This is a genomic window from Mycobacterium sp. (genome assembly GCF_046095365.1).
Lineage (GTDB): Bacteria > Actinomycetota > Actinomycetes > Mycobacteriales > Mycobacteriaceae > Mycobacterium.
This window is the reverse complement of record NZ_JBJTJF010000132.1, coordinates 1-25,060: the sequence shown is the minus strand read 5'-3', so window position 1 is coordinate 25,060 and position 25,060 is coordinate 1. Positions and strand designations below refer to the sequence as shown.

Here is a 25,060-nt window from a genome sequence, read left to right as displayed (position 1 = left end):
GCCGGGCACCGGCCAGCGGGCCCTGACGTCGCCGGCATCCAGGCCGACCAGGTCGGTGCGGGGCAGATCCAGGCCGATGTCGACGACCTCGACGCGGCCGCAGTCGGCCAGCGCGTGCACCGGCTTGAGCCCGCCGAAGGTGACGGTGAGCGCGGCACGAACGGCGGGCCCGGTGACCGCGCCGGTGTGCACGTCGACTCCGCTGGGGATGTCCACGGCCACCACCGGGACGCCGGCCGCCCCGGCGGCGGCGAAGACCTCGGCCGCCGCGGGCCGCAACGGCCCCTTCCCGGAGATCCCGACCACCCCGTCGATCAGAAGATCGGCGGACTCCGGCACTCCGGCCAGCACCCGGCCGCCGGCCGCCCGGAATGCCGCCAGCGCCGCACGATGGGTGTGCTCGGGGTTGAGCAGGATGGCCGACGCCGAGACGCCGCGGCGGCGCAGCAGCGTCGCGGCCCACAGCGCGTCGCCGCCGTTGTCGCCCGATCCGGCAACCACGCAGACCACCCGGCCGGCCACGCCGCCGGTCCGGCGGCGCAGTTCGGCGGCGACGGCCGTGGCCAGGCCGGTCGCGGCGCGGCGCATCAGCGCACCCTCTGCAAGACCGGCCAGCAGGGGCGCCTCGGCGGCCCTGATCTGCTCGGCGGTGAAGTAGTGCCGCATCGGGGGCGCTACTCGACGGTGACGGACTTGGCGAGATTGCGGGGCTTGTCGACGTCGTAGCCGCGCGTCCGGGCCACCGAGGCCGCGAAAACCTGCAACGGGATGGTGGACAGCAGCGGCTGGAAAAGCGTTGATACCGCGGGGATCTCGATCATGTGGTCGGCGTAGGGCCGGACGGTGTCGTCGCCCTCCTCGGCGATGACGATGGTGACCGCGCCACGGGCCTGGATCTCGCGGATGTTGGACAGCAGTTTGGCGTGCAGCATCGCCGCGTTCTTGGGCGACGGCATCACGACGATGACCGGCAGGCCCTCCTCGATCAGCGCGATCGGCCCGTGCTTGAGTTCACCGGCCGCGAACCCCTCGGCGTGCATGTAGGCCAGTTCCTTGAGCTTGAGCGCGCCCTCCAGGGCCACCGGGTAGCCGACGTGCCGGCCCAGGAACAGCACGGCCGGGGATCCGGCGAACCGCGCGCCCAGTTCGGTCACCGCGTCCAGGCGGTCGAGGACCTGCGCGACCAGGTCGGGCATCGACTCCAGTTCGCGGTACTCGCGGGCGACCTCGTCGGGGTACTTGGTGCCGCGGGCCTGGGCCAGGGCCAGACCGACGAGGTAGTTCGCGGCGACCTGGGCCAGGAAGGTCTTGGTGGCCGCCACCCCGATCTCCGGTCCGGCGCGGGTGTAGAGCACGGCGTCGGCCTCGCGGGGGATCTGGCTGCCGTTGGTGTTGCAGATGGCCAGCACCTTGGCCCTCTGGACCTTGGCGTGCCGCACGGCCTCCAGGGTGTCGGCGGTCTCACCGGACTGGGAGATGGCGATCACCAGGGTCCCGCGATCCAGAACCGGGTCCCGGTAACGGAATTCGCTGGCGAGCTCGACTTCCACCGGCAGCCGGGTCCAGTGCTCGATGGCGTACTTGGCCAGCAGGCCGGAGTGGTAGGCGGTGCCGCAGGCGACGATGAAGACCTTGTCGACCTCCCGCAGTTCCTGGTCGGAGAGCCGCTGCTCGTCGAGCACGATCCGGCCCTCGGCGTAGTGTCCGAGCAGGGTGTCGGAGACCGCGGCGGGCTGCTCGGCGATCTCCTTGAGCATGAAGTAGTCGTAGCCGCCCTTCTCCGCGGCCGAGAGGTCCCAGTCGATGTGGAAGTGCCGGGCGTTGGCGGCGTCGTCGTTGCCGTCGAAATCCAGGATCCGGTAGCCCTCGGCGGTGATCACCACCGCCTGGTCCTGGCCGAGTTCCACCGCGTCGCGGGTGAATTCGATGAACGCCGCGACGTCGGAGCCCAGGAACATCTCGCCGTCGCCGATTCCCACCACCAGCGGGGTGGACCGGCGGGCGGCGATGATCCTGCCGGGGTCCTCGGCGTGGGCGAAGACCACGGTGAAGTGGCCTTCCAGCCGGCGCAGCACGGCCAGGACCGAGGCTTCGAAATCCCCGGCGGTCTCGCCCTGACGGTAGGCGCGTGCCACCAGGTGCACCGCCACCTCGCTGTCGGTGTCGCTGGCGAACTCCACCCCGGCCCGCTCGAGTTCCAGGCGCAGCGCGGCGAAGTTCTCGATGATGCCGTTGTGCACCACCGCGAACTCGCCGGCGGCGTCGCGGTGCGGGTGCGCGTTGCGGTCGGTCGGCCGGCCGTGGGTGGCCCACCGGGTGTGGCCGATCCCCGCGGTTCCGGCCAGGGCGCCGGGTTGGGTCTCCTCGAGAGCGGCTTCCAGGTTGGCCAGCCGGCCGGCCCGGCGGCGCACGGTCAGCCCGCCCCGCCCGTCCAGCACGGCCAGGCCCGCGGAGTCGTAGCCCCGGTACTCCATCCGGCGCAGCGCGTCGACCACGACGGCACAGGCGGGCCGGTGCCCGACGTAGGCGACGATTCCGCACATGAACTACCAGGGTAGTCCAGCCCGGCGGGGCCGACGGGTCGGCTACGGTCAGGGTATGGGCGGAAACCGCGCGCTGTTCAGGTCGCTGACGCGTCGGGGCCCGCACCCTGTCCTGCGGGGCGACCTGGGCTTCGCCGGTGTCCCCGGGGTGGTCTTCACCCCGGCGTCGGGCTTCCACCTGCCCGGGGTGGCCTTCGGGCACGACTGGCTCACCGGCGCGCTGCACTACTCCGGCACCCTCGAGCACCTGGCCAGCTGGGGCATCGTCGCGGCGGCCCCGGACACCCAGATCGGCCCGGTTCCCTCGGCGCTGACCATGGCCCACGACCTGGCCGGGACCCTGGAGGTCATCTCCGGGGTGCGGCTGGGCGCCGGCCAGATCAGCGTCGCCGGCTCCAAACTGGGTCTGGCCGGCCACGGCTTCGGCGGTTCGGCGGCGGTGCTGGCCGCGGCCGGGGAGGCCCGCGTGGCCGCCGTCGCGGCGGTGTTCCCGGCGGTGACCAAACCCTCCGCCGAGACGGCCGCGGCCACCCTCGACGTTCCCGGCCTGGTGCTGGCGACCCCCGATGACGCCAAGTCGCTGCGGACCGACGCCCTCGAGGTCGCCGCGGGCTGGGACGGCGCGGTGCTGCGGGTGGTCGACAAGGCCGAGACCGCGGGCCTGGTCGAGAAGCGCACCATGCTGCGGCTGCTCGGTTTCCAGGGATCCAGCGACCACACCCAGAAGACCGTTCGCGCGCTGCTGACCGGATTCCTGCTCTACCACCTGGCCGGAGACCAGACCTACAAGGAGTTCGCCGACCCGGACGCCGACCTGCCCCACACCAGCCGGCCCGACCCCGACGGCGCGCCGGTGACGGCCGAGGAGCGCATCGTCGCGCTGTTCCGGTAGCCGTGCGCACCGGCATCTTCCTGTCCTACGCGGGCGGATTCAAGGAAACGGTCGATCAGGTCGTCACGCTGGAGAAGCAGGGTGTCGACATCGTCCTGGTCGCCGAGGCGTACTCCTTCGACGCGATCAGCCAGCTCGGCTACCTGGCCGCCAGGACCTCCGCGATCGAACTGGGCACGGGCGTCGTCCCGATCTACTCCCGCACCCCCGCGCTGCTGGCGATGACCGCCGCCGGACTGGACTACGTCTCCGACGGCCGGTTCCGGCTCGGCATCGGCACATCCGGACCACAGGTGGTCGAGGGCTTCCACGGCGTGCCGTTCGACGCGCCGCTGGGCCGCACCCGCGAGGTCGTCGAGATCTGCCGTCAGGTGTGGCGCCGCGAACGGCTGTCCCATCAGGGCCGCCACTACCAGATCCCGCTGCCGCCCGAACGCGGAACCGGTCTTGGCAAGGCACTGAAGATCATCAATCATCCGGTGCGGGAACGCATTCCGATCACCATCGCAGCACTGGGCCCCAAGAACGTGGAACTCACCGCTGAGATCGCCGAGGGCTGGCAGCCGGTCTTCTTCCACCCCGAGCGCGCCGGCGAGGTCTGGGGTGAGGCGCTGCGGGCCGGAAAGGCCAAACGCGACACGGCCCTCGGCGAGCTCGACGTCATGGTCGGCGTCTCGCTGGCGGTCGGCGACCACGTCGAGGACCGCCTGCAGTGGGCCAAACCGCAGCTGGCGCTCTACATCGGCGGCATGGGCGCCAAGGGACGCAACTTCTACCACGACGTGGCGACCCGGTACGGGTTCGGCGCGGCGGCCGACCGCATCCAGGAGCTGTACCTGTCCGGCCGCAAGACCGAGGCGATCGCCGCCGTTCCCGACGAGTTGGTGCGCAGCGTGTCGCTGATCGGTCCCCGCGGTTACGTCAAGGAGCGCATCGCCGCCTTCGCCGACGCCGGGGTGACCACGCTGCTGACGACGCCGGTGACGGCCGACGGCGCGGAGTTCGTCGACTTCGTCGAGCAGCTCCAGCAGTTGCTGCCCTGAGCTCACTGACCCACCTGGGGCAGTTCGTCGGCCGCGATCTCACACGGAGTCCTCGGGTCCGCGACCGGTTCGGGCGGCGGCTGGGCGGACGGCGGCGGCGGCGCGGGCGCGGCCGGCTGCGGTGGCGCGGGGGCCGCGGGAGCGTCCGGCTGCGGCGGCCGCTCCGCCGCCTGGAGCGGAGACTCGGCGGGTTCAATTGGCGCAGCGGGGATTTCGGGCTCCATCGCCGGAGCAGTGACCGGCGCCGCGGGGTGTGCGGCCGAGGCGGGCCGCGCCGCTGGCTCAGGGGATCTCTCCCGGTGTTCGGGGACCGTGATCTCCGGCCCGGCGCCGGCGGCGTTGCTCAACGCGGCGCCGGCCGCGGCGGCACCGGCCTGGGAGACGGCGCCGGCGATCTGTCCCACGACTCCGGCAAGTGCGCCGCCGAGGCCGATCCCGGCCGTCCAGACCGGGGCCGGCGGCTGAGCCGGATACACCGGCGGGGACGCCGGTGTCTCGAAAACCGGCCGGGGCCGTTCGTCGAGGCGGCCGTAGGACCGGTCCGCGGCCGTGACCTCGCGCAGGGATCTCAGCTCCCCCGCAGTCTCGTGCAGCGCCGCGACCAAGTCCGCAGCCTCGCCGCACTGCCGATGCAGCAGATCCGTTGCTGCCCAACCGGATTCACCGCACCAGCCCTCGGCGATCAGCGCCAGGGCCTCGCGATGCAGCGCGAGCGCCTCCTCCGCCGCCGAGCCGGCGGCGTCCAGCGCGGCGCCGTCGGCGTCTGTCGCATCGGGGGTGTTCAGCGCAGTCTCCGCACCGCGAGGTCCTCGGCATCGGTGTGCCGGTCGGCGCCGACGCGCAGCGCGGCCGCGGTCTCCCGGGCCGCCCGCTGCCAGCGGGCGAGGTCGGCCAGCAGCCGGCTCAACGCTTCAGGGGCGTGCGGGCCGGCCAGCGGACCGCCGATCACCCCGCTGAGCAGGTCCGCGGCGTCCTCGAGGCGCTGGGCCGCCAGGCGCAGCGCGCACGGGTCTACCGAGGTTGTTCCCATACCGGATAGGACGCAGCGCCGGCCGATCCGGTTCCGCCGATCACTCCTCGGCGCTGACCGACCTGGCGACGCGCTGGGCGACCTGGCGCGCGGTCTGCGGGTCGGCGGCCTCCACCATCACCCGGACGATCTGCTCGGTTCCCGAGGGCCGCAGCAGGATCCGGCCGGTCTCGCCGAGTTCGGCTTCGGCTTCGGCGACGGCGGTGCGCACCGCCGGCGCGGCGGCCACCGTGGCCTTGTCGGCGACCTCCACGTTGATCAGCACCTGAGGCAGCGACTGCATGGGCGCGGCGAGCTCGGCCAGCGATCGACGGGTCTGCGCCATCCGCGACATCAGCCGCAGGCCGGTGAGGATTCCGTCGCCCGTCGTTCCCGACGCCGGGAGCACGATGTGGCCCGACTGCTCGCCGCCCAGGCTGAACCGCCCCGACCGCAACTCCTCGAGGACGTAGCGATCCCCGACCGCGGTGGTCCGCACCGCGATTCCGGCCTGCCGCATCGCCAGGTGCAGACCCAGGTTGCTCATCACCGTGGTGACCAGGGTGTCGGAGGCGAGTTCCCCGGCCTCCTTCATGGCCAGGGCGAGGATCGTCATGATCGCGTCGCCGTCGACCACCTGACCGGCGGCGTCCACCGCCAGGCACCGGTCGGCGTCACCGTCGTGGGCAAGACCGAGGTCCGCGCCGTGGGCGACCACGGCCTTCCGCAGCGGGTCGAGGTGCGTCGACCCGCAGCCGTCGTTGATGTTGAGTCCGTCGGGCCGATCGTTGATCGCGACGACCCGGGCTCCGGCCGCGGTGTAGGCACGGGGAGCCGCGGCCGACGCGGCGCCGTTGGCGCAGTCCACGACGACGGTGAGACCGTCAAGGCGGGCGGGTGTCCCGCCGAGGAGGTGCTCGAGATAGCGCTCGAGAGCGTCCTGCGCAGGGCGCACCCGGCCGATCCCGGCGCCGACCGGGCGCAGCCCGGGGCCCTGGGCGATGAGCTCCTCGATGCGGTCCTCGGCGTCGTCGTCGAGTTTGTGCCCGCCGGGGCCGAAGATCTTGATGCCGTTGTCGGGCATCGGGTTGTGCGACGCGGAGATCATCACACCCAGGTCGGCCCGGTAGGCGGCGGTCAGGTGAGCCACGGCGGGAGTGGGCAACACACCCACCAGCAGGGCGTCGACGCCCTCGCTGGTCAGTCCGGCGACCACGGCGGCCTCGAGCATCTCACCGCTGGCCCGCGGGTCGCGACCCACCACCGCGACGCGGTGCCCGGCGGTGGCCGGGGCGAGCCGGCGGGCGGCGGCCGCGCTCAGGGCCAGCCCGAGTTCGGCGGTCAGCTCCTGGTTGGCGACCCCGCGCACGCCGTCGGTGCCGAACAGTCGGCCCATGTGGTCAACCTCCCGCAACAGTCATCGTTGCCAAATCCACCGTCGCCATATCCACCGTCGCCATATCCCCGTCGCCGTATCCAGGATTGCAAGAAACCCGCCGGGCGTGCGATCCGGCACGCCCGGCGAGCCGTGGGCCTTGTCGATCAGCGCTTGCTGTACTGCGGCGCCTTGCGCGCCTTCTTCAGGCCGTACTTCTTGCGCTCGATGGCGCGCGGGTCGCGGGTAAGGAAGCCGGCCTTCTTCAGCGCGGGCCGGTCCTCGGGCTGGACCAGGATCAGCGCCCGGGCGATCGCCAGGCGCAGCGCCCCGGCCTGGCCCGAGGGGCCGCCGCCGTCGAGGTGGGCGTGGATGTCGAAACTGTCCACCCGGTCGACGGTGACCAGCGGCGCCTTGATCAGCTGCTGGTGCACCTTGTTCGGGAAGTAGTCCTCAAGGGTGCGGCCGTCGAGGTGGAACTGGCCGGTGCCGGGCACCAGGCGCACCCGCACCACGGCCTCCTTGCGCCGGCCGACGGTCTGGATCGGCCGGTCGATCACGACCGGCTTGCGCGGCGCCGCCTCCGCGGCGGGCGCGGCGGTCTCGGTCTCGGCGGTCTCTGCTGCCGCGGTCTCGGCGGCCGCGGTCTCGGTCTGCGCCGGGGACTCCACGTCGTTGTTCTCCACGTCGTCGGCCTGGTTGTCCTGGCTCTGGTCCTGTGTCACTGGGCCACCTGCTTGATCTCGAACGGAATCGGCTGCTGAGCGGTGTGCGGATGCTCCGGTCCGGCGTACACCTTCAGCTTGCGCTGGATCTGACGGCTCAGCTTGTTGTGCGGCAGCATGCCGACGATCGCCTTCTCGACGACCCGGTCGGGGTGCTTGGCCATGAGTTCGCCGATGGTGCGCGTGCTCAGGCCGCCGGGATAACCGGAGTGCCGGTAGGCCAGCTTGCTGTTGAGCTTGTCGCCCCCGATGGCGACCTTGTCGGCGTTGACGACGATGACGAAGTCACCGCCGTCGACGTTGGGCGTGAATGTCGGCTTGTGCTTGCCGCGCAGCAGATTGGCCGCGGCGACGGCGAGCCGGCCGAGCACCACGTCGGTGGCGTCGATGACGTACCACGAGCGCGTGGTGTCACCGGCCTTCGGCGTGTAGGTGGGCACAGCGTGTCCCTCTCTGTCAGGTCCCCAGCGGGGCGTGGATCCCGGGCGAAACCGGGTGCCGGTCGGGGCGTCGACGGCCCGGAATCTCCCCGGCGACCAACACTGACCCGAGGACCCGGTTCGCCGCGCGAAAAGTCCGCGACGGCGTACCGCACGCCAACCCGGGAGCCTACCGGGCAGGATCCATGCAGGTCAAAACGCCCGCGAGCGGAGGGCGGCACGGTCCCCCGAAACCTCGGCGGTCCCGACGGCTCTCCTCCGTCGAAACCGCGGAGACGTCGGGGTCCACCGCTCTTTAAATGCTGGACGTTCACCGGCGCGAATCGGTTCCGTGAGCGGCGTCACTTTCATGCGCCGAGAGCACCGCCGCCGCACACACCGCCCGGACCGCACCCTCGCGGCCGGGCTGACTCTGGCATCCGACGCCGATCCGGGTGACCCCGGCCAGCACGACCGCCCAGTCGATGACCCGGCCCGGCCGGATCTCGCGGTAGGTCACCGCCGGGCGTCCGGCGACCTGCCCGTCGGCGCGCAGGCCGACGAACACGCCGGCGGGCTGGGCGGCGATGGCGCGGCCCAGCACCTCGGCGGCCTCCGCCAGGGTGGTGCCGGGGGCATAGGAACCGGTGATGTGCAGGGCGAGATCCGGATCGGCCGGCGAGGAGACCTGCAGGCGCCGCGAGCCCGGCCCGCCGGTCACCCGCGACGGCGTCCAGTCCGCGGGCACCGTGACCGCGATGCGCCCCTCGGCGATGTCGACGGACTCCGGCGACCGGATTCCACCGGTCACCGCCGAACCGGCCATCAGCGCGATCGAGGCCGCGGCGAGGGCAGCGGGTCCGATGCGGGGCCGACGCCGCCGCGGCGCGGCAGCGTCGACGTCGATGACGGCCACGCCGCCAGGTTAGGAACTCACCGCTGCGACGGGTGGCGGTCATCCACAGGAAGCTCGTCCGCATGGGGGTGCGAGCGCCGCTGCCGGTAGGCGGCTACGTGCTGGCGGTTCCCGCAGTTGCCGGTGTCGCAGAACATCCGGGATCGGTTGCGCGACAGGTCGACCAGCACCGCCGGACAGTCCGGCGCGGCGCACCTCTTGAGCCTGCGCAACTCCCCCGCGCGGATAAGGTCGGCCAGTGCCATCGCCATCTCCGCACCCATCCGCTGCGCCAGCGGGTCGTCGGCGGACGCCAGGTGCAGGTGCCAGTCCGGCATCTCCGGATGCCTGGTCAGCCAGGGCGCGGCGCGGGTGTCGGCCAGCAGCGCATTGACCTCGTCGACCGCCCGCACCTCGTCACCGGCGACCGACCAGATGCCGCCCAGCCGCCGGCGCAATCGGTGCACCGCCGCCAGTTCGGCCGAGTCGCGGTCCCGCCGCCCGGTCCAGCCGTAGCTGCGCAGATACCCGTCGAGCGCGGCCTGGTCGGCCAGGGCGTCGGCGCCGGGCCGGTCGCTGTTGACCAGGACACACGCCGCCCGCAGGGTGAGATCCGTGTCATGAGTGAACAGCATTTTGACTCATGACCTCCTCCGGACGTAGTGTCATGACCATCTACTGATTTTACTCATGACCGCCCGACCGGCGGCGACCGAAGGAGGTGCCCGGTGTCCAACCAGTTCCGGGCCGGCCTGCTGTTCGCCACCGGAGCGGCCCTCAGTTTCGGGACGTCGGGCCCCCTGGCGAAGTCGCTGATGGCCGCGGGGTGGTCGCCGACCGCGGCGGTCATCGCCCGGCTGGCCGGTGGCGCGCTGGTTCTGGCGCTGGTGGCCACGGCGGTCAAACCCGACTGGCTGCGTCAGGCGCGGGCCCACGCGCGCACCGTGGTGACCTACGGACTGATCCCCGTCGCCGGCGCGCAGCTCTGCTACTACAACGCGGTCGCGCACCTGTCGGTGGGCGTGGCCCTGCTGCTGGAGTACACCGCCCCCGTGCTGGTCATCGCCTGGGTCTGGGCCACCACCGGTCAACGCCCGCGCGGGCGCACGCTGGCCGGCGTGGCACTGGCGGTCCTCGGCGTCACCTTGGTCCTCGACGTCTTCAACGGAGCCCGCGTGGACGCGGTCGGGGTGGCCTGGGGACTCGGCGCCGCCGTCTGCGCCGTCTGCTACTTCATGATGTCCGACGAGGTGACCGCCGACGGATCGGGCCTGCACGCGATGACCCTCGCCGCGGGCAGCCTGCTGGTCGCGACCGTGGCGATCGCCGTACTCGGCCTCACCGGTGTGATGCCGGTGCGGTTCGGCACCGAGCCGGCCGTCGTCGCCGGCGTCGCGCTCCCCTGGTTCGTCCCGGTACTCCTACTCGGTGTGATCGCCACCGCGCTGGCCTACCTGCTGGGCATCAGCGGGGTGGCCCGGCTGCGGCCGAGTTTCGCCTCGCTGATGGGTCTCGGCGAGGTGCTGTTCGCCGAGCAGCGTGGCTGATGCTCGGCGAGCGCATCTCGGCGGTCCAGGCCATCGGCGGCGTCGTCGTCCTGGTGGGCCTGGCGCTGGCCCGGCCCGGCCAGACCGCCGGACGGCCGGCGCGCAGCGATTCGGACCGGGATCGTCTGGAACAATCGGTGCCGTGACCTCCCGTGCTCTAACCCTGTGCGTGCAGGCCGCCGCACTGTTTGCCGTGGCTGCGGCCGCCCCGCTGACCGCCCCGGTCGCCAGCGCGCTGGCGTGCAACGACATCGAAGTCGTCTTCGCCCGCGGAACCAACGAACCCCCCGGCATCGGACGGGTCGGGGAGGCGTTCGTCAACGATCTGCGCGGCCTGGTCGGCGGCCGCAGCGTCGGCGTCTACGCGGTCAACTACCCCGCCAGCTATGACTTCCTGGCCGCCGCCGACGGCGCCAACGACGCCAGCGCCTACATCCAGGACGTCGTGAACACCTGCCCGAACACCAAGATCGTCCTGGGCGGCTACTCGCAGGGGGCGGCCGTCGTCGACGTGCTCACCGCGCTGCCGGTCCCGATGGTCGGGTTCACCAACCCGCTGCCGCCGGCCGCCGGGGGCCGCATCGCGGCGCTGGCGGTGTTCGGCAACCCTTCGACCAAGATCGGGCTGCCGCTGACGTCCAGCGCGGCCTACGGCAGCCGGGCCATCGACGTGTGCAACCCGGCGGACCCGGTCTGCTCCGGCGGTGACAGCGTGGTGGCCCACCGCAACTACGGCCCCGACGGCTCGGCCAACCAGGCGGCCAACTTCGTCGCCGGCCTGCTCTGACTGCGCGGTTTCGCGGCCACCAGGGCGGTATGTGAGTATTGCCCCATGCGCGTGATTCCGGTGATTTCGGTGTGCCTGCTGACGACCGCGTACCTGGCCACGGCGGCCCCGGCCCAGTCCACGCCGTGCCCGGACGTGGAGCTGATTTTCGCCCGCGGCACCAGTGAGCCCGCGGGAGTGGGCCGGGTCGGGCAGGCATTGAGCGACCAGCTCTCGGCAAGTCTGGGCGGGCGGACACTGGGGATCTACCCGGTGAACTACCCGGCGAGCTACGACTTCCTCACCACCGCCGACGGCGCGGTCGACGCCACCAACCGGATCGCCGCGATGGCCGAGGACTGCCCGAACACCCGGGTCGTGCTGGGCGGCTACTCCCAGGGCGCCGCGGTGGTGGACATGCTGATGGGAATTCCGCCGCTGGGGTCGAAGGTGGGCGACGTCGGGTCCGGAGCGCCGCTGCCGCAAAGCCTGGCCGGCAAGGTCGCCGCCGTCGCGGTGTTCGGCAACCCGGCGACGAAGTTCGGCAACCCCGTCACGGCAGCGATGGCGCCGTTCGCCGGGAGGGCTATCGACCTGTGCGCCGACGGCGACCCGATCTGCTCGCAGGGCCGCAATCCGTTCGCCCACACCAGCTATGAGAAGACCGACCTGGTCGGGCAGGCCGCGGGCTTCGTCACGGGCCTGCTCTAACCCTGGGAGGACACCGGGTGATCTGGCAGCCGCTGACGCCGGCAGCTACCATGGCCTGATGCTCCTGAGGCGCATGTGCACAATGGTGTCTGTGGTGATATCCACCACAGCGCCGGTGGCTGCGGCGCCGGCCGCCGCGGCTGCGCCCTGCCCGCAGGTCGAGGTGGTTTTCGCCCGGGGCCGTGTCGAGCCGCCGGGCACCGGCGGGGTCGGGGAGGCCTTCGTGGAGGCCCTGCGCGCCAGAACCGACAAGACGGTCGGGGTCTACGCGGTCAACTACCCCGCCGACACCGAGGTGATCCAGGGCGCCAACGACATGAGCCGGCACATCCAGTCCATGGCGGCCAACTGCCCCGACACCCGGTTGGTGCTGGGCGGCTATTCGCTGGGCGCCGCCGTCACCGACGTCGTGGTGGCCGTTCCGGCGCCGGTCTTCGGCTACACCAGCCCGCTTCCGCTCGGGATGGACGACCACATCGCGGCCGTCGCCCTGTTCGGCAACGGGACCCGCAAGGTGCTCGGCCCGGTGTCGGACCTGAGCCCGCTCTACGGCGACAAGACCATCGACCTGTGCACCGACGACGACCCGGTCTGCAACAACAACCTCGACCCCAACACCTGGGCCGGTAACTGGCAGGCCCACCAGCTGGCCGCCTATGTCGACTCCGGGCTGGTCGACCAGGCCGCCGCTTTCGTTGCGGCCCGGCTCTAGGACCCGGCCTGGCCCAGGCTCCGGACATCCCGGGTGATCGCGACCCGGGCGGCGAGCCGGTCGTCGGTCGGGTAGTCCACACCGATCAGCGTCAGGCCCCTCGCGGGGGCAGCCGCGAAGTCACTTGATCGCATTTCGGCATCCAAAAGTGTTGCAGCCCAGCTTGGTTCGCGCCGTCCTTCGCCGACGGCCAACAGCGCGCCGACCAGCGAGCGCACCATCGACCAGCAGAACGCATCGGCGGTGACGAAGGCGGTGACGAGGTCGCCGTCGCGTACCCAGTCCAGGCGCTGCAGATCCCGGATCGTCGTCGAACCGGGGCGCTGGCGGCAGAAGGCGGCGAAGTCGTGCAGGCCCAGCAGGGCCGCCGATGCCGCGGCCATCGCGTCGACGTCGAGGTGGTGCGGCCAGGGCGTGACGAACCGGGCCTGCTGCGGTTCGGCGCCGTAGGGGGCCTGCGTCAGGCGGTAGGCATAGTGGCGGCGCAGCGCGGAGAAGCGCGCGTCGAAACCGCCCGGCGCCCGGCCGGCCCGCAGAACCCGGACATCCTCCGGAAGGAACTTGGCCAGCCTGCGGACCAGGGGGGCGAACTCGCCGTCCCCGGTGCGCCCGTGCCGCGGATAGGCGTTGACGAGTGCGCCGGCGGGCACGTCGACGTGGGCCACCTGGGCGCTGGCGTGCACCCCGGCGTCGGTGCGCCCGGCCGCGACCAGCCGCAGGGGCGACCTGAACACCGTCGACAACGCATCGTTGAGCGTTCCCGCGACGGTGCGCTGAGCGTCCTGAACGGCCCAGCCGGCGAAATCCGTTCCGTCGTAGGCGATGTCGAGCCGGAGCCGGACGACGGCGTCGTCAGGACTCGTCAGACTCGGCCTTCTCCTCGGCCACCTCGTCGGCGGCCACCGCGGCCTGGGCGTCGGCGATTGCCGCGTCTTCGGCCTCGATCTCCTCGATCGACTCGGGCTCAGGCGCGGGTTCGGGCTCGGCCGGGGCGGCCTTCTTCGCAGCCGGGGCGGCCGCCGCGGCCGCCTTCTTCTGCGACGCCGCGGCCCGCCGGGCCCGATCGGCCTCCGAGACCACCGTCTTCTCCCGGACCAGTTCGATCACCGCCATCGGGGCGTTGTCGCCCTTGCGCGCCTCGACCTTGATGATCCGGGTGTAGCCGCCCTCGCGGTCGGCGAAGAACGGTCCGATTTCGGCGAACAGCGTATGCACGACGTCCTTGTCGCGGATCTTCTTCATCACCTCACGCCGGTTGTGCAGCGTGCCCTTCTTGGCATGGGTGATGAGCTTTTCGGCGTAGGGCCGCAGCGCCCGGGCCTTGGGCTCGGTGGTCTTGATCCGGCCGTGCTCGAAGAGCGAGGTGGCCAGGTTGGCCAGGATCGCCTTCTGGTGCGACGAGGACCCGCCGAGGCGGGGGCCCTTGGTGGGCTTAGGCATTGGGAACTCCAGCCATTGCGACTACTCCTTTTCGGGGCCGGCCCCCGTATCAGGTAGGGCCGGGACGACTTCGTTTAGCTTGTCTGGTTTAGAGCTGTTCGGTCTCGGCGTAGTCGGCGTCGTTGTCGACCTCGTAGGCCGAGTCGTAGCCGGCGTCGGAGGTCCAGGTGCCGGTGGCTGCGTCGTAACCGGCGACCTCGGACGGATCGAAGCTGGGCGGGGAGTCCTTCAGCGACAGGCCCAGCTGGTGCAGCTTGATCTTGACCTCGTCGATGGACTTCTGACCGAAGTTGCGGATGTCCAGCAGGTCCGACTCGGTGCGGCCGACCAGCTCGCCGACGGTGTGCACACCCTCGCGCTTGAGGCAGTTGTAGGAGCGCACGGTCAGATCCAGGTCGTCGATCGGCAGCGCGAACGCGGCGATGTGGTCGGCCTCGGCCGGCGACGGACCGATCTCGATGCCCTCGGCCTCGAGGTTGAGCTCACGGGCCAGGCCGAACAGCTCGACGAGGGTCTTGCCGGCCGATGCCAGGGCGTCGCGCGGGCTGATCGAGTTCTTGGTCTCGACGTCGAGGACCAGCTTGTCGAAGTCGGTGCGCTGCTCGACGCGGGTGGCCTCGACCTTGTAGGTGACCTTGAGCACCGGCGAGTAGATCGAATCGACCGGGATGCGGCCGATCTCGGCGCCGGAGGCCTTGTTCTGGACGGCCGGCACGTAACCGCGGCCGCGCTCGACCACCAACTCGATCTCGAGCTTGCCCTTGTCGTTCAGGGTGGCGATGTGCATGTCCGGGTTGTGCACGGTGACGCCGGCCGGCGGCACGATGTCACCCGCGGTCACCACGCCGGGGCCCTGCTTGCGCAGGTACATGGTGACCGGCTCGTCCTCGTCGGAGGAGACGACCAGGCCCTTGAGGTTCAGGATGATGTCGGTGACATCCTCCTTGACGCCGGGGACGGTGGTGAACTCGTGGAGCACGCCGTCGATGCGGATGCTGGTGACCGCCGCGCCCGGGATGGACGACAGCAGCGTGCGGCGAAGCGAGTTGCCGAGGGTGTAACCGAATCCCGGCTCCAGCGGCTCGATGACGAACTGGGAGCGGTTTTCGGCGAGGGCCTCTTCGCCGAGGGTGGGCCGCTGAGAAATCAGCATGGTGTTCTTCCATCTCCTTCTCGGCACCCGCTATTTGATGCCGTTGGGGTTACCTGCGCGGCGGACGCCGCACAGACGGGTTACTTCGAGTAGAACTCGACGATGAGCTGCTCGGTGAGCGGCACGTCGATCTGGGCACGCTCGGGCAGCTGGTGCACGAGGATGCGCTGGCGTTCGCCGATCACCTGCAGCCAGGCCGGGATCGGCCGGTCGCCGGCGACCTCACGGGCGATCTGGAACGGGACGGTGTTCAGCGAGTTGTCCCGGACGTCGACGATGTCGTACTGGGACACCCGATAGCTGGGGACGTCGACCTTCACGCCGTTGACGGTGAAGTGGCCGTGGCTGACCAGCTGGCGGGCCATCCGCCGGGTCCGGGCCAGCCCGGCCCGGTAGACGACGTTGTCCAGCCGGCTCTCCAGGATTCGCAGCAGGTTCTCGCCGGTCTTGCCGGTCTGGCGATTGGCCTCTTCGTAGTAGCGACGGAACTGCTTCTCCATCACGCCGTAGGTGAAGCGCGCCTTCTGCTTCTCCTGGAGCTGGGTGCGGTATTCGCTCTCCTTGATCCGCGCACGGCCGTGCTGGCCGGGCGGGTAGGGGCGCTTCTCGAAGGACTGGTCGCCGCCGACCAGGTCGACGCCGAGGCGGCGCGACTTGCGGGTGGCGGATCCGGTGTAACGAGCCATGGTGTGAGTTCCTCCTAGACCCGGCGCCGCTTGGGCGGACGGCAGCCGTTGTGCGGCTGCGGTGTGACATCGGAAATCGCGCCCACCTCAAGCCCGGCGGCCTGCAGCGAGCGGATGGCGGTCTCGCGGCCCGAACCCGGGCCCTTGACGAACACGTCGACCTTGCGGACCCCGTGCTCCTGGGCCTTGCGGGCGGCGTTCTCGGCGGCCAGCTGGGCGGCGAACGGGGTCGACTTGCGGGAGCCCTTGAAACCGACGTGGCCCGACGACGCCCAGGCGATCACGTTGCCCTGCGGGTCGGTGATGGTCACGATCGTGTTGTTGAACGTGCTCTTGATGTGGGCGGCGCCGTGCGGGACGTTCTTCTTTTCCCGGCGGCGGGTCTTCTGACCCTTCTTGGCGGCGGTCTGTCCGGCCTTCTTTGCAGGTGGCATGGTTACTTGGCCTTCTTCTTACCGGCGATGGTGCGCTTGGGACCCTTGCGGGTGCGCGCGTTGGTCTTGGTCCGCTGGCCGCGCACCGGCAATCCGCGGCGGTGCCGCAGGCCCTGGTAGCAGCCGATCTCGATCTTGCGGCGGATGTCGGCCTGCACCTCACGGCGCAGGTCGCCCTCGACTTTGAGGTTGCCTTCGATGTAGTCGCGCAGCTGGGTGAGCTGGTCGTCGGTGAGGTCCTTGCTGCGCAGGTCCCGGTCGATACCGGTGGCCGCCAGGATCTCCTGGGAGCGGGTACGGCCGACGCCGTAGATATAGGTCAGCGCGATCTCCATGCGCTTGTCGCGCGGGAGGTCCACGCCCACTAGACGTGCCACAGGGCTTCGGTTTCCTTCTTCAAGGCGGGGGTCTGGTCCCAGTCCGTTCCCGGAGGGTTCTCCGGGGCCCGGCCTCCGCTCCGGGCGTGGTCACGCGGCCTGTCCGCGCAGTGGTACTGGGAGGTCTGCATTCAGTTGTGTCGGGCCGGACTTGGTCGGATTACTAGCCCTGGCGCTGCTTGTGGCGAGGATCGGAGCAGATCACCATGACCCGCCCATGCCGGCGGATCACCCTGCACTTGTCGCAGATCGGCTTGACGCTCGGGTTCACCTTCACGGCTTGTTGATCCTGTTCTTCCTGGTCGTTCTTCAGTCGTTCGTCGAGATCCGGGCCGGTTACTTGTACCGGTAGACGATGCGGCCGCGGGTCAGGTCGTAGGGCGAGAGCTCCACGACCACACGGTCCTCGGGCAGGATGCGGATGTAGTGCTGCCGCATCTTGCCGCTGATGTGGGCGAGCACCTTGTGGCCGTTCTCCAGCTCAATGCGGAACATCGCATTGGGCAGGGGTTCGACCACCCGGCCCTCGACCTCGATGGCGCCGTCTTTCTTGCCCATATCCTCACTAGATCCTGTTGGGTGCCGGGGCAGCGGACGCCCCGACTGCAAAACGTGGGAATTCCCGGACTGGGCACGCAAGAGCCGGCGCGAGCACCGCACCGTTGCCCCACGATACCCGCTGGGGGCCCGCTCTCCAAAATGGCGCCGGCGGCCCCCGCCCGGTGCCCCGGGGTCCGCCGCGCGGGCCGATAAGGTGGGCCGATGCGGCTCTTGGTGACCGGCGGGGCGGGGTTCATCGGCGCCAATTTCGTCCGCCTGACCGTCGGCCGGCGGCCCGGGGTGTCGGTCACCGTCCTGGACGCCCTCACCTATGCGGGCAGCCGGGAGGCCCTGGCGGGGCTCGGGGACCGGATCCGCCTGGTCGAGGGCGATCTGACCGACGAGGCCCTGGTCGACGGTCTGGTGGCGGAGTGCGACGCGGTCGTGCACTTCGCCGCCGAGACGCATGTGGACAACTCGCTGGCCGACCCGTCGCCGTTCCTGCGCAGCAACGTCGTCGGGACCTTCTCGGTCCTGGAGGCGGTGCGGCGGCACCGGGTGCGGCTGCACCACATCTCCACCGACGAGGTCTACGGTGACCTCCCGCTGGGTGAGCCGGTGCGGTTCACGCCCGCGACCCCCTATCACCCGTCCAGTCCGTACTCGGCCACCAAGGCCTCGGCCGACCTGCTGGTGGGCGCCTGGGTGCGGTCCTACGGCGTCGAGGCCACCATCTCCAACTGCTCCAACAACTACGGGCCGTTCCAGCACATCGAGAAGTTCATCCCCCGGCAGATCACCAACATCCTCACCGGGCGGCGCCCCAAGCTCTACGGGACCGGCGCGAACGTCCGGGACTGGATTCACGTCGACGACCACAACAGTGCGGTGTGGCGCATTCTCGAGGACGGCAGGCCCGGCCGGACCTATCTGATCGGAGCCGACGGCGAACGCGACAACCTCTCGGTGCTGCGGATGATCCTGACCCTGATGGACCGCGACCCCGACGACTTCGACCACGTCACCGACCGGGTCGGCCATGACCTGCGGTACGCGATCGACGCCGGTGCGCTGCGCGACGAACTGGGATGGTCACCCACGCACACCGACTTCGCCGAGGGGCTGCGCGCGACGATCCAGTGGTACCGCGACAACGAATGGTGGTGGGCCCCACTGAAATCCACGGTCGAGGCCGACTATGCCAAACGGGGCCAGTGAGATGGGAACGACCGACAGGGCATGGCGCGAGCTCGCCGTTCCGGGATCCTGGGAGATCACTCCGCAGCTGCACGGCGATGACCGCGGCACGTTCTTCGAGTGGTTCACCGAGGCCGGCTTCGCCGGCATGACCGGGCACCGGTTCGACATGCGCCAGGCCAACGGCTCGGTGTCCGCGGCCGGCGTCCTGCGCGGGCTGCACTTCGCGCAGGTTCCCCCCGGCCAGGCCAAGTACGTCACCTGCGTGCGGGGGTCGGTGTTCGACGTCGTCGTCGACATCCGGGTCGGCTCGCCGACCTTCGGCCGGTGGGATTCGGTGCTGCTCGACGACGTCACCCGCCGCTCGACATATCTCTCCGAAGGCCTCGCGCACGGCTTCCTGGCGTTGCAGGACGGCTCGACGGTGATGTACCTGTGCTCGGCGCCCTACGCCCCGCAACGCGAGCACACCATCCTCGCCACCGATCCGGCCATCGGGATCGACTGGCCGGTTCCGGCGTCGGCTCTGCTGCTCTCCGGCCGGGACGCCGCGGCTCCGCCGCTAGCCCAGGTGCGCGATGCGGGGCTGCTGCCCACCTGGGCCGAGACGCAGGCCTTCACCGCCGCGCTCCCTCCGTCCTGACGGCTACTTGGCCCAGGCAGAAGCCTGTACTAGGATATGCAAGTATCCCCTACTTCTCCGCCCGGAGGCAGCTCATGACCCGACAGATCCAGCACTTCGTCGACGGCCGGCGCACCAGCCTGGCCAGCACCCGCACCGCCGACGTGTTCAACCCCAGCACCGGTGCGGTACAGGCCCAGGTGCTGCTGGCGTCGGCGGCCGACGTCGACACCGCCGTCGCCTCCGCGGTGCAGGCCCAGCAGGAGTGGGCGGCCTACAACCCGCAGCGGCGGGCCCGGGTCCTGATGAAGTTCATCGAGCTGGTCAACGCCAACGCCGACGAGATCGCCGAACTGCTCTCCCTGGAGCACGGCAAGACCGTGCAGGACTCCCTGGGCGACATCCAGCGCGGCGTCGAGGTGATCGAATTCGCCACCGGCATACCGCATCTGATGAAGGGCGAGTTCACCGAGAACGCCGGCTCGGGCATCGACGTCTACTCGATCCGCCAGCCGCTGGGGGTGGTCGCCGGCATCACCCCGTTCAACTTCCCGGCCATGATCCCGCTGTGGAAGGCAGGGCCGGCGCTGGCATGCGGCAACGCCTTCATCCTCAAACCCTCCGAGCGTGATCCCTCGGTGCCGCTGCGGCTGGCCGAGCTGTTCATCGAGGCCGGTCTGCCCCCGGGTGTCTTCCAGGTCGTGCAGGGCGACAAAGAAGCGGTCGACGCGATCATCGCCCATCCCGACATCAAGGCCATCGGTTTCGTCGGCTCCTCCGACATCGCGCAGTACATCTACTCCGGCGCCGCCGCGCACGGCAAGCGCTCGCAGTGCTTCGGTGGCGCCAAGAACCACATGGTCGTCATGCCCGACGCCGACCTCGACCAGGCCGTCGACGCCCTCGTAGGCGCAGGCTACGGCAGCGCGGGTGAGCGCTGCATGGCGATCAGCGTCGCGGTGCCGGTCGGGGAGGAGACCGCCAACCGGTTGCGCGCCAGGCTCGCCGAGAAGGTCAGCAACCTCCGGGTGGGCCACAGCCTGGACCCCAAGGCCGACTACGGCCCCCTGGTGACGGCCGCCGCGCTCAAACGGGTGCGCGACTACATCGACGCCGGTGTCGAGGCCGGTGCCGAGGTCGTCGTCGACGGCCGCGAGAAGGCCAGCACCGAACTGACCTTCGGCGACGAGAGCCTCGAGGGCGGCTTCTTCATCGGCCCCACTCTGTTCGACCACGTCACCCCGGACATGTCGATCTACACCGACGAGATCTTCGGACCGGTGGTGTGCATCGTGCGCGCCAAGGATTACGAGGAGGCGCTGCGGCTGCCCAACGAACACGAGTACGGCAACGGGGTGGCGGTGTTCACCCGGGACGGCGACACCGCCCGCGACTTCGTCTCACGGGTGCAGGTCGGCATGGTGGGTGTCAACGTCCCCATCCCGGTTCCGGTGTCCTACCACACGTTCGGCGGCTGGAAGCGTTCCGGCTTCGGCGATCTCAACCAGCATGGCCCGGCCTCGATCCAGTTCTACACCAAGGTCAAGACCATCACCGAGCGCTGGCCCTCGGGCATCAAGGACGGTGCCGAGTTCGTCATCCCCACGATGAAGTAGGCGGGGCGATGACCTTCACGCTCGATGACGACGAACGGGTGATCACCGAGACCGCCGCGGCCTTCGCCGCCAAACGCCTGGCCCCCCATGCCCTGGAGTGGGACAAGACCAAGCACTTCCCGGTCGACGTGCTGCGCGAGTCCGCCGAACTGGGCATGGGCGCCATCTACTGCGGCGAGGACGTCGGCGGCAGCGGCCTGCGCAGACTGGACGCGGTGCGGATCTTCGAGCAGCTCTCGATCGCCGATCCGGTCATCGCGTCGTTCATCTCGATTCACAACATGTGCGCGTGGATGATCGACACCTACGGGACCGCCGAGCAACGCAAGTCCTGGATCCCGCGCCTGGCGTCGATGGAACTGATCGCCAGCTACTGCCTCACCGAGCCCGGAGCCGGGTCGGACGCGGCGGCGTTGCGCACCAAGGCCGTTCGCGACGGCGAGCACTACGTCCTCGACGGGGTCAAGCAGTTCATCTCCGGCGCAGGCAGCTCGGATGTCTACGTGGTCATGGCGCGCACCGGCGCCGACGGCCCGCGTGGCATCTCGGCCTTCATCGTCGAAAAGGGCACTCCCGGATTGAGTTTCGGTGCCAACGAGGAGAAGATGGGCTGGAACGCCCAGCCCACCGCCCAGGTCATCCTCGACGGCGTCCGGGTTCCGACCGACGCCCTGGTCGGCGGCCCGGAGGCCGAGGGAACCGGCTTCGGCATCGCGATGAACGGCCTCAACGGCGGACGGCTCAACATCGCCGCCTGCTCGCTGGGCGGTGCGCAGGCGGCCTACGACAAGGCCGCGCACTATCTGGTGGACCGGCAGGCCTTCGGAGGCGCGCTGATCGACGAGCCGACCATCCGGTTCGCGCTGGCCGAGATGGCCACCGCACTGGAGACCTCCCGGCTGATGCTGTGGCGGGCCGCCGGCGCCCTCGACGACGACGAGGCCGACAAGGTCACGCTGTGCGCGATGGCCAAGCTGTACGTCACCGATTCCTGCTACGGCGTCGCCGACCGCGCGCTGCAACTGCTCGGCGGGTACGGCTACCTGCGCGAGTACGGGCTGGAGAAGATCGTCCGCGATCTGCGGGTGCACCGGATCCTGGAGGGCACCAACGAGATCATGCGCGTGGTGATCGGGCGCGCGGAAGCGAACCGCGCCCGTGCCGGGGCCTGAACGAACGAGCCGGACCGAACGACAGGGAGACCACATGACCACGATCGCGTTCCTGGGGCTGGGCAACATGGGCACCCCGATGGCCGGCAACCTGGTCAACGCCGGCTACACCGTGCGCGGCTTCGACCCCGTCCCGGTGGCCCGCGAAGCCGCCGCGGCCAAGGGCGTCGCCGTCACCGACGGCGGCGCCGCCGCGGTGCAGGGCGCCGACGTGGTGATCACCATGCTTCCCAACGGGACTCTGGTCAAGGAGTGCTACGCCGAGGTGATGCCGACCGCGAACCGGGGCGCGCTGTTCATCGACAGTTCCACCATCGCCGTCAACGACGCCCGCCAGGTGAACGGCTACGCCGCCGAGCGTGGATTCGCCCAACTCGACGCCCCGGTGTCCGGCGGGGTCAAGGGCGCGGTCGCCGGCACGCTGGCGTTCATGGTCGGCGGCGAGGCCGACGCGCTGGAGAGGGGCCGCCCGGTCCTGGAAGCGATGGCGGGCAAGATCATTCACTGCGGCGACTCCGGAGCGGGGCAGGCCGCCAAGCTGTGCAACAACATGCTGCTGGCGGTGCAGCAGATCGCCGTCGGCGAGGCCTTCGTCCTCGCCGAGAAACTCGGCCTGTCGGCGCAGTCGCTGTTCGACGTGATCACCGGCGCCACCGGCAACTGCTGGGCGGTGCACACCAACTGCCCGGTGCCCGGCCCGGTTCCCACCTCACCGGCCAACAACGAGTTCAAGCCCGGCTTCGCCACGGCGCTGATGAACAAGGACCTGGGACTGGCGATGGACGCGGTGGCCGCCACCGGCGCCTCGGCCCCGCTGGGCAGCCACGCCGCGCAGATCTACGCGCATTTCGCCGAGCGGAACGCCGGCCTCGACTTCAGCGCGGTCATCGAGACGCTGCGCTGAGCCGGGTATGCCGGGCAAGACCGATCCGATCGCCGCGGCGCGGGCCAACTGGGAGGGCGCCGGCTGGGGAGACGTGGCCGACGGGATGGTGGCCGTCACGTCGGTCATGCGGGCCCACCAGATTCTGCTGGCCCGGGTCGAGAACGCCCTGCGTCCCTACGACCTGAGCTTCTCCCGGTTCGAACTGCTGCGGCTGCTGGCCTTCAGCCGTACCGGCGCACTGCCGATCACCAAGGCCTCCGACCGGCTGCAGGTGCACGTCACGAGCGTCACCCACGCCATCCGGCGGCTGGAGGCCGACGGACTGGTCGAGCGGCTACCGCACCCAACCGACGGGCGCACCACCCTGGTGCGGATCACCGATCTGGGCCGCTCGACGGTCGAGGACGCCACCCTCACGCTCAACAGCCGGGTTTTCGCCGATATCGGGATGTCCGGCGATCAGGCCCGGGAGCTGGTCTTCTCAATCGAGACGCTGCGCCGGCACGCCGGGGATTTCTGACTCTCGTCAGGTCCGCGGCGCGACGTCTACCGCACCGCTCATGCCGCCCTCGAAGTGACCGGGTTCAAGGCAGGCCAGCCCCCACTCCCCCGGCTTGTCGAAGGTGTACAGCAAGGTCGCTGTCTGGCCCGGTTCCACCACGATCGCGTTGTCATGACCGTGGTGTCCCGCCGGCGACGTGCCCATCGACCGGGCGTGTGCTGCCACTTGCTCTGCCGGTCCTACCACCAGTTCGTGCCTGGCCTGGCCGACGTTCACCACGACCAGACGCACCGTTTCGCCCTCCTGCGCGGTCCATTTCGCCGGAGTGATGCGCCTACTGTCGTCCACCTCGAGTACCACGTTTCGCACCCGCTCGGCGGCGGCCGGCGACGCGGCGGCGGGGGTGACCGCGGCACTTGCATGGTCGAGTCGGTGGTCGTGGCCGTAACCACCGCGGGTTCCCCAGTACGATGCGGCCGCCATGGATCCGGCGATCACACACACCCCGGTCACCACGCCGTAGACGGTGAAGGGCCGCAAACCGATCCGGCTGCGACCCCCCTCACCGAAGTACAGCGCCCCCAGACTCAGGAAGAAACCCAGCGGCACCACCCACGCGCTGCGCTCGGGTGAGTCCGGGAAATGCTGCAAACCGCCGGTGAAGAAGCCCAGGCCGACCGATGCCAGGATGCCGAAGCCCAGCAGGTCCGCCCAGCGCTTGGCGCCCTCCGGAGCGGACTTCAATTCCATCGCCGCCCCGATGACGAAGAAGGCGATTCCGACACCTGCCGTCACGAACGAACGTCGCTCGGAGAAGAAGCCGTGATTGACCGCCCCGGCGACGAAGCTGATTCCGGCGTATTTCGACAGCGTCGCCAGATGCTCGGTTTGGAATTTCATATCCGCCTTCGGTCAGACCGTCAGGATCCGCGGGCCGTCGTCGGTGACCGCCACGGTGTGCTCCCAGTGCGCCGCTCGGGACCCGTCGGTGGTGACGACGGTCCAGTCGTCCTCGAGGATCCGGGTCCGGGTGGTTCCCAGGGTCAGCATCGGCTCGATAGCCAGCACCGAGCCCACCACCAGCAGCGGTCCCCGGCCGGGCTCGCCCTCGTTGGGCAGGAAGGGGTCCATGTGCATCTGGCGGCCGATCGCGTGGCCGCCGTAGCCGGCGACGATCCCGTACCTGCGGTCGTGTGCGCGTTCGGCGGCGCGGGCACCCGCCTCGATGGCGTGCGAGACGTCGGTCAGCCGGTTGCCCGCCACCATCGCCGCGATCCCGGACTCCATCGCCAGTCTGGTGGCTTCCGAGAGCGCCTCGTCGGCGGGGATCAGAGCACCCACCCCGAAGGTCACCGCGGCGTCCCCGTGCCAGCCGTCGATGATCGCGCCGCAGTCGATCGACACCAGGTCACCGTACCCGAGTAGTTCGCGCGCGGACGGAATGCCGTGCACGACACGCTCGTTGACCGACGAGCAGATGCTCGCCGGGTAGCCGTGGTAGCCGAGGAACGACGGTGTCCCGCCGGCCCGGCGGATCACCGCCTCGGCGACCTCGTCCAACTCCAGTGTGGAGACTCCCGGCGCGGCGGCCCGCTGAACCGCTCGCAACGCCTCGGCGACCACCGCCCCGGCAGCCGCCATGGCGTCCAACTCACCTGCCGTGCGGGCGGGGACCGTCTTGCGGCCGCGCAGTGCGGGCAGGGAGACCATGCCGGCTCAGCGGCCGAGCGCGTGCAGTGCCCGCTCGAATACCTCGTCGAGGGTGCCGACGGCGTCGACCGTGCGCAGCTCACTCTCG

The 25,060-nt window shown here is 70.5% G+C and carries 30 protein-coding genes and 2 pseudogenes; 12 read left to right on the top strand and 20 right to left on the bottom strand.

Annotated elements, in window-relative coordinates:
• Both ACKOQ4_RS10820 and glmS read right to left on the bottom strand, forming a co-directional pair.
• Positions 1–666 (bottom strand): NAD(P)H-hydrate epimerase (locus tag ACKOQ4_RS10820; protein ID WP_526291655.1); only part of this gene is annotated, 666 nt, incomplete at its 3' end.
• An 8-nt stretch (positions 667–674) separates the two neighbouring features.
• On the bottom strand, positions 675–2,543 hold the full coding sequence (gene glmS, locus ACKOQ4_RS10815; protein WP_526291653.1) for a glutamine--fructose-6-phosphate transaminase (isomerizing): 1,869 nt from the start codon (positions 2,541–2,543) through the stop codon (positions 675–677).
• Between the two features lie 55 nt (positions 2,544–2,598).
• Between glmS and ACKOQ4_RS10810 the strand changes: the two genes are divergently transcribed.
• Positions 2,599–3,435: a dienelactone hydrolase family protein gene (locus ACKOQ4_RS10810; RefSeq protein WP_526291651.1), complete on the top strand. Its 837-nt coding sequence runs from the start codon at positions 2,599–2,601 to the stop codon at positions 3,433–3,435.
• Positions 3,436–3,437: 2 nt separating this feature from the next.
• A complete protein-coding gene (locus ACKOQ4_RS10805; protein WP_526291649.1) occupies positions 3,438–4,478 on the top strand; it encodes an LLM class F420-dependent oxidoreductase in 1,041 nt (346 codons plus the stop codon).
• A gap of 2 nt (positions 4,479–4,480) precedes the next feature.
• Here the strand turns inward: ACKOQ4_RS10805 and ACKOQ4_RS10800 are convergent, their stop codons facing one another.
• From ACKOQ4_RS10800 to ACKOQ4_RS10770, 7 genes are all read right to left on the bottom strand, one after another.
• The gene (locus ACKOQ4_RS10800; protein ID WP_526291647.1) at positions 4,481–5,083 is read right to left on the bottom strand and encodes a hypothetical protein; all 603 of its coding nucleotides are present in this window, start codon (positions 5,081–5,083) and stop codon (positions 4,481–4,483) included.
• A 176-nt stretch (positions 5,084–5,259) separates the two neighbouring features.
• Positions 5,260–5,508, bottom strand: coding sequence for a hypothetical protein (locus tag ACKOQ4_RS10795; RefSeq protein WP_526291645.1), 249 nt, complete (start codon positions 5,506–5,508; stop codon positions 5,260–5,262).
• A 40-nt stretch (positions 5,509–5,548) separates the two neighbouring features.
• On the bottom strand, positions 5,549–6,883 hold the full coding sequence (glmM, locus tag ACKOQ4_RS10790; RefSeq protein ID WP_526291643.1) for a phosphoglucosamine mutase: 1,335 nt from the start codon (positions 6,881–6,883) through the stop codon (positions 5,549–5,551).
• A 146-nt stretch (positions 6,884–7,029) separates the two neighbouring features.
• Entirely contained in the window at positions 7,030–7,422 is a 393-nt protein-coding gene (gene rpsI / locus ACKOQ4_RS10785) for a 30S ribosomal protein S9 (RefSeq protein WP_526291659.1), read from the bottom strand.
• Positions 7,423–7,583: 161 nt separating this feature from the next.
• Positions 7,584–8,027 carry a 50S ribosomal protein L13 gene (rplM, locus tag ACKOQ4_RS10780; protein WP_526291641.1) on the bottom strand — a complete coding sequence of 148 codons (444 nt, stop codon included), beginning with the start codon at positions 8,025–8,027 and terminating at the stop codon, positions 7,584–7,586.
• Between the two features lie 310 nt (positions 8,028–8,337).
• Positions 8,338–8,922, bottom strand: a complete 585-nt coding sequence (locus tag ACKOQ4_RS10775) for a type VII secretion-associated protein (RefSeq protein WP_526291639.1) — start codon at positions 8,920–8,922, stop codon at positions 8,338–8,340.
• A gap of 17 nt (positions 8,923–8,939) precedes the next feature.
• Complete coding sequence (locus ACKOQ4_RS10770) at positions 8,940–9,536, bottom strand: CGNR zinc finger domain-containing protein (protein WP_526291637.1); 597 nt, start codon at positions 9,534–9,536, stop codon at positions 8,940–8,942.
• Between the two features lie 93 nt (positions 9,537–9,629).
• On the opposite strand from ACKOQ4_RS10770, the pseudogene ACKOQ4_RS10765 reads away from it, so the two are divergent.
• From ACKOQ4_RS10765 to ACKOQ4_RS10750, 4 genes and pseudogenes are all read left to right on the top strand, one after another.
• Positions 9,630–10,594 (top strand): annotated as a pseudogene (locus ACKOQ4_RS10765) (EamA family transporter).
• Complete coding sequence (locus tag ACKOQ4_RS10760; RefSeq protein WP_526291635.1) at positions 10,591–11,235, top strand: cutinase family protein; 645 nt, start codon at positions 10,591–10,593, stop codon at positions 11,233–11,235. The pseudogene ACKOQ4_RS10765 and the gene ACKOQ4_RS10760 overlap by 4 nt, the downstream one beginning before the upstream one ends.
• A gap of 45 nt (positions 11,236–11,280) precedes the next feature.
• A complete protein-coding gene (locus ACKOQ4_RS10755) occupies positions 11,281–11,925 on the top strand; it encodes a cutinase family protein (RefSeq protein ID WP_526291633.1) in 645 nt (214 codons plus the stop codon).
• Positions 11,926–11,983: 58 nt separating this feature from the next.
• Positions 11,984–12,637 carry a cutinase family protein gene (locus tag ACKOQ4_RS10750; RefSeq protein ID WP_526291631.1) on the top strand — a complete coding sequence of 218 codons (654 nt, stop codon included), beginning with the start codon at positions 11,984–11,986 and terminating at the stop codon, positions 12,635–12,637.
• Here the strand turns inward: ACKOQ4_RS10750 and truA are convergent.
• From truA to infA, 8 genes are all read right to left on the bottom strand, one after another.
• A complete protein-coding gene (gene truA, locus ACKOQ4_RS10745; RefSeq protein WP_526291657.1) occupies positions 12,634–13,503 on the bottom strand; it encodes a tRNA pseudouridine(38-40) synthase TruA in 870 nt (289 codons plus the stop codon). The genes ACKOQ4_RS10750 and truA overlap by 4 nt on opposite strands.
• A complete protein-coding gene (rplQ, locus tag ACKOQ4_RS10740; protein ID WP_526291629.1) occupies positions 13,490–14,077 on the bottom strand; it encodes a 50S ribosomal protein L17 in 588 nt (195 codons plus the stop codon). Before rplQ ends, truA begins: the two co-directional genes overlap by 14 nt.
• A gap of 88 nt (positions 14,078–14,165) precedes the next feature.
• Entirely contained in the window at positions 14,166–15,230 is a 1,065-nt protein-coding gene (locus tag ACKOQ4_RS10735; protein WP_526291627.1) for a DNA-directed RNA polymerase subunit alpha, read from the bottom strand.
• A gap of 80 nt (positions 15,231–15,310) precedes the next feature.
• Entirely contained in the window at positions 15,311–15,916 is a 606-nt protein-coding gene (gene rpsD / locus ACKOQ4_RS10730) for a 30S ribosomal protein S4 (RefSeq protein ID WP_526291625.1), read from the bottom strand.
• 14 nt (positions 15,917–15,930) lie between these two features.
• Positions 15,931–16,350 carry a 30S ribosomal protein S11 gene (rpsK, locus tag ACKOQ4_RS10725; RefSeq protein WP_526291623.1) on the bottom strand — a complete coding sequence of 140 codons (420 nt, stop codon included), beginning with the start codon at positions 16,348–16,350 and terminating at the stop codon, positions 15,931–15,933.
• Positions 16,351–16,352: 2 nt separating this feature from the next.
• Positions 16,353–16,727 carry a 30S ribosomal protein S13 gene (rpsM, locus tag ACKOQ4_RS10720; RefSeq protein WP_526291621.1) on the bottom strand — a complete coding sequence of 125 codons (375 nt, stop codon included), beginning with the start codon at positions 16,725–16,727 and terminating at the stop codon, positions 16,353–16,355.
• Between the two features lie 163 nt (positions 16,728–16,890).
• Positions 16,891–17,004, bottom strand: coding sequence for a 50S ribosomal protein L36 (rpmJ, locus tag ACKOQ4_RS10715; RefSeq protein WP_003879483.1), 114 nt, complete (start codon positions 17,002–17,004; stop codon positions 16,891–16,893).
• A 59-nt stretch (positions 17,005–17,063) separates the two neighbouring features.
• A complete protein-coding gene (gene infA / locus ACKOQ4_RS10710; protein WP_213516935.1) occupies positions 17,064–17,285 on the bottom strand; it encodes a translation initiation factor IF-1 in 222 nt (73 codons plus the stop codon).
• A gap of 204 nt (positions 17,286–17,489) precedes the next feature.
• Between infA and rfbB the strand changes: the two genes are divergently transcribed.
• The 6 genes from rfbB to ACKOQ4_RS10680 all read left to right on the top strand — a co-directional run bounded on the left by rfbB (position 17,490) and on the right by ACKOQ4_RS10680 (position 23,280).
• Positions 17,490–18,485, top strand: a complete 996-nt coding sequence (gene rfbB, locus ACKOQ4_RS10705) for a dTDP-glucose 4,6-dehydratase (protein ID WP_526291619.1) — start codon at positions 17,490–17,492, stop codon at positions 18,483–18,485.
• Position 18,486: 1 nt separating this feature from the next.
• Positions 18,487–19,107, top strand: a complete 621-nt coding sequence (gene rfbC, locus ACKOQ4_RS10700) for a dTDP-4-dehydrorhamnose 3,5-epimerase (RefSeq protein WP_526291617.1) — start codon at positions 18,487–18,489, stop codon at positions 19,105–19,107.
• 74 nt (positions 19,108–19,181) lie between these two features.
• Positions 19,182–20,702 (top strand): CoA-acylating methylmalonate-semialdehyde dehydrogenase, encoded by a 1,521-nt coding sequence (locus ACKOQ4_RS10695; RefSeq protein WP_526291615.1) that lies wholly within the window; start codon positions 19,182–19,184, stop codon positions 20,700–20,702.
• Between the two features lie 8 nt (positions 20,703–20,710).
• Positions 20,711–21,874 carry an acyl-CoA dehydrogenase family protein gene (locus ACKOQ4_RS10690; RefSeq protein WP_526291613.1) on the top strand — a complete coding sequence of 388 codons (1,164 nt, stop codon included), beginning with the start codon at positions 20,711–20,713 and terminating at the stop codon, positions 21,872–21,874.
• 34 nt (positions 21,875–21,908) lie between these two features.
• Complete coding sequence (gene mmsB / locus ACKOQ4_RS10685) at positions 21,909–22,778, top strand: 3-hydroxyisobutyrate dehydrogenase (RefSeq protein ID WP_526291611.1); 870 nt, start codon at positions 21,909–21,911, stop codon at positions 22,776–22,778.
• A 7-nt stretch (positions 22,779–22,785) separates the two neighbouring features.
• A complete protein-coding gene (locus tag ACKOQ4_RS10680) occupies positions 22,786–23,280 on the top strand; it encodes a MarR family transcriptional regulator (protein WP_526291609.1) in 495 nt (164 codons plus the stop codon).
• A 6-nt stretch (positions 23,281–23,286) separates the two neighbouring features.
• On the opposite strand, the gene ACKOQ4_RS10675 is transcribed toward ACKOQ4_RS10680, so the two are convergent.
• From ACKOQ4_RS10675 to ACKOQ4_RS10665, 3 genes and pseudogenes are all read right to left on the bottom strand, one after another.
• Positions 23,287–24,162, bottom strand: a complete 876-nt coding sequence (locus tag ACKOQ4_RS10675) for a cupredoxin domain-containing protein (RefSeq protein ID WP_526291607.1) — start codon at positions 24,160–24,162, stop codon at positions 23,287–23,289.
• 12 nt (positions 24,163–24,174) lie between these two features.
• Entirely contained in the window at positions 24,175–24,972 is a 798-nt protein-coding gene (gene map / locus ACKOQ4_RS10670; protein ID WP_526291605.1) for a type I methionyl aminopeptidase, read from the bottom strand.
• Positions 24,973–24,978: 6 nt separating this feature from the next.
• Positions 24,979–25,060, bottom strand: a pseudogene (locus tag ACKOQ4_RS10665) (adenylate kinase); the annotation flags it as partial.

What these genes read in the sequence shown, in the direction of transcription:
- ACKOQ4_RS10675 (WP_526291607.1), bottom strand. Translation starts at nt 24,162, where the DNA reads ATGAAATTCCAAACCGAGCATCTGGCGACGCTGTCGAAATACGCCGGA.
- mmsB (WP_526291611.1), top strand. Translation starts at nt 21,909, where the DNA reads ATGACCACGATCGCGTTCCTGGGGCTGGGCAACATGGGCACCCCGATG.
- ACKOQ4_RS10690 (WP_526291613.1), top strand. Translation starts at nt 20,711, where the DNA reads ATGACCTTCACGCTCGATGACGACGAACGGGTGATCACCGAGACCGCC.
- ACKOQ4_RS10770 (WP_526291637.1), bottom strand. Translation starts at nt 9,536, where the DNA reads ATGCTGTTCACTCATGACACGGATCTCACCCTGCGGGCGGCGTGTGTC.
- ACKOQ4_RS10735 (WP_526291627.1), bottom strand. Translation starts at nt 15,230, where the DNA reads ATGCTGATTTCTCAGCGGCCCACCCTCGGCGAAGAGGCCCTCGCCGAA.
- rpsD (WP_526291625.1), bottom strand. Translation starts at nt 15,916, where the DNA reads ATGGCTCGTTACACCGGATCCGCCACCCGCAAGTCGCGCCGCCTCGGC.
- ACKOQ4_RS10695 (WP_526291615.1), top strand. Translation starts at nt 19,182, where the DNA reads ATGACCCGACAGATCCAGCACTTCGTCGACGGCCGGCGCACCAGCCTG.
- glmM (WP_526291643.1), bottom strand. Translation starts at nt 6,883, where the DNA reads ATGGGCCGACTGTTCGGCACCGACGGCGTGCGCGGGGTCGCCAACCAG.
- ACKOQ4_RS10795 (WP_526291645.1), bottom strand. Translation starts at nt 5,508, where the DNA reads ATGGGAACAACCTCGGTAGACCCGTGCGCGCTGCGCCTGGCGGCCCAG.
- rplQ (WP_526291629.1), bottom strand. Translation starts at nt 14,077, where the DNA reads ATGCCTAAGCCCACCAAGGGCCCCCGCCTCGGCGGGTCCTCGTCGCAC.
- map (WP_526291605.1), bottom strand. Translation starts at nt 24,972, where the DNA reads ATGGTCTCCCTGCCCGCACTGCGCGGCCGCAAGACGGTCCCCGCCCGC.
- glmS (WP_526291653.1), bottom strand. Translation starts at nt 2,543, where the DNA reads ATGTGCGGAATCGTCGCCTACGTCGGGCACCGGCCCGCCTGTGCCGTC.
- ACKOQ4_RS10755 (WP_526291633.1), top strand. Translation starts at nt 11,281, where the DNA reads ATGCGCGTGATTCCGGTGATTTCGGTGTGCCTGCTGACGACCGCGTAC.
- ACKOQ4_RS10680 (WP_526291609.1), top strand. Translation starts at nt 22,786, where the DNA reads ATGCCGGGCAAGACCGATCCGATCGCCGCGGCGCGGGCCAACTGGGAG.
- infA (WP_213516935.1), bottom strand. Translation starts at nt 17,285, where the DNA reads ATGGGCAAGAAAGACGGCGCCATCGAGGTCGAGGGCCGGGTGGTCGAA.
- ACKOQ4_RS10750 (WP_526291631.1), top strand. Translation starts at nt 11,984, where the DNA reads ATGCTCCTGAGGCGCATGTGCACAATGGTGTCTGTGGTGATATCCACC.
- ACKOQ4_RS10810 (WP_526291651.1), top strand. Translation starts at nt 2,599, where the DNA reads ATGGGCGGAAACCGCGCGCTGTTCAGGTCGCTGACGCGTCGGGGCCCG.
- rpsK (WP_526291623.1), bottom strand. Translation starts at nt 16,350, where the DNA reads ATGCCACCTGCAAAGAAGGCCGGACAGACCGCCGCCAAGAAGGGTCAG.
- rfbC (WP_526291617.1), top strand. Translation starts at nt 18,487, where the DNA reads ATGGGAACGACCGACAGGGCATGGCGCGAGCTCGCCGTTCCGGGATCC.
- rfbB (WP_526291619.1), top strand. Translation starts at nt 17,490, where the DNA reads ATGCGGCTCTTGGTGACCGGCGGGGCGGGGTTCATCGGCGCCAATTTC.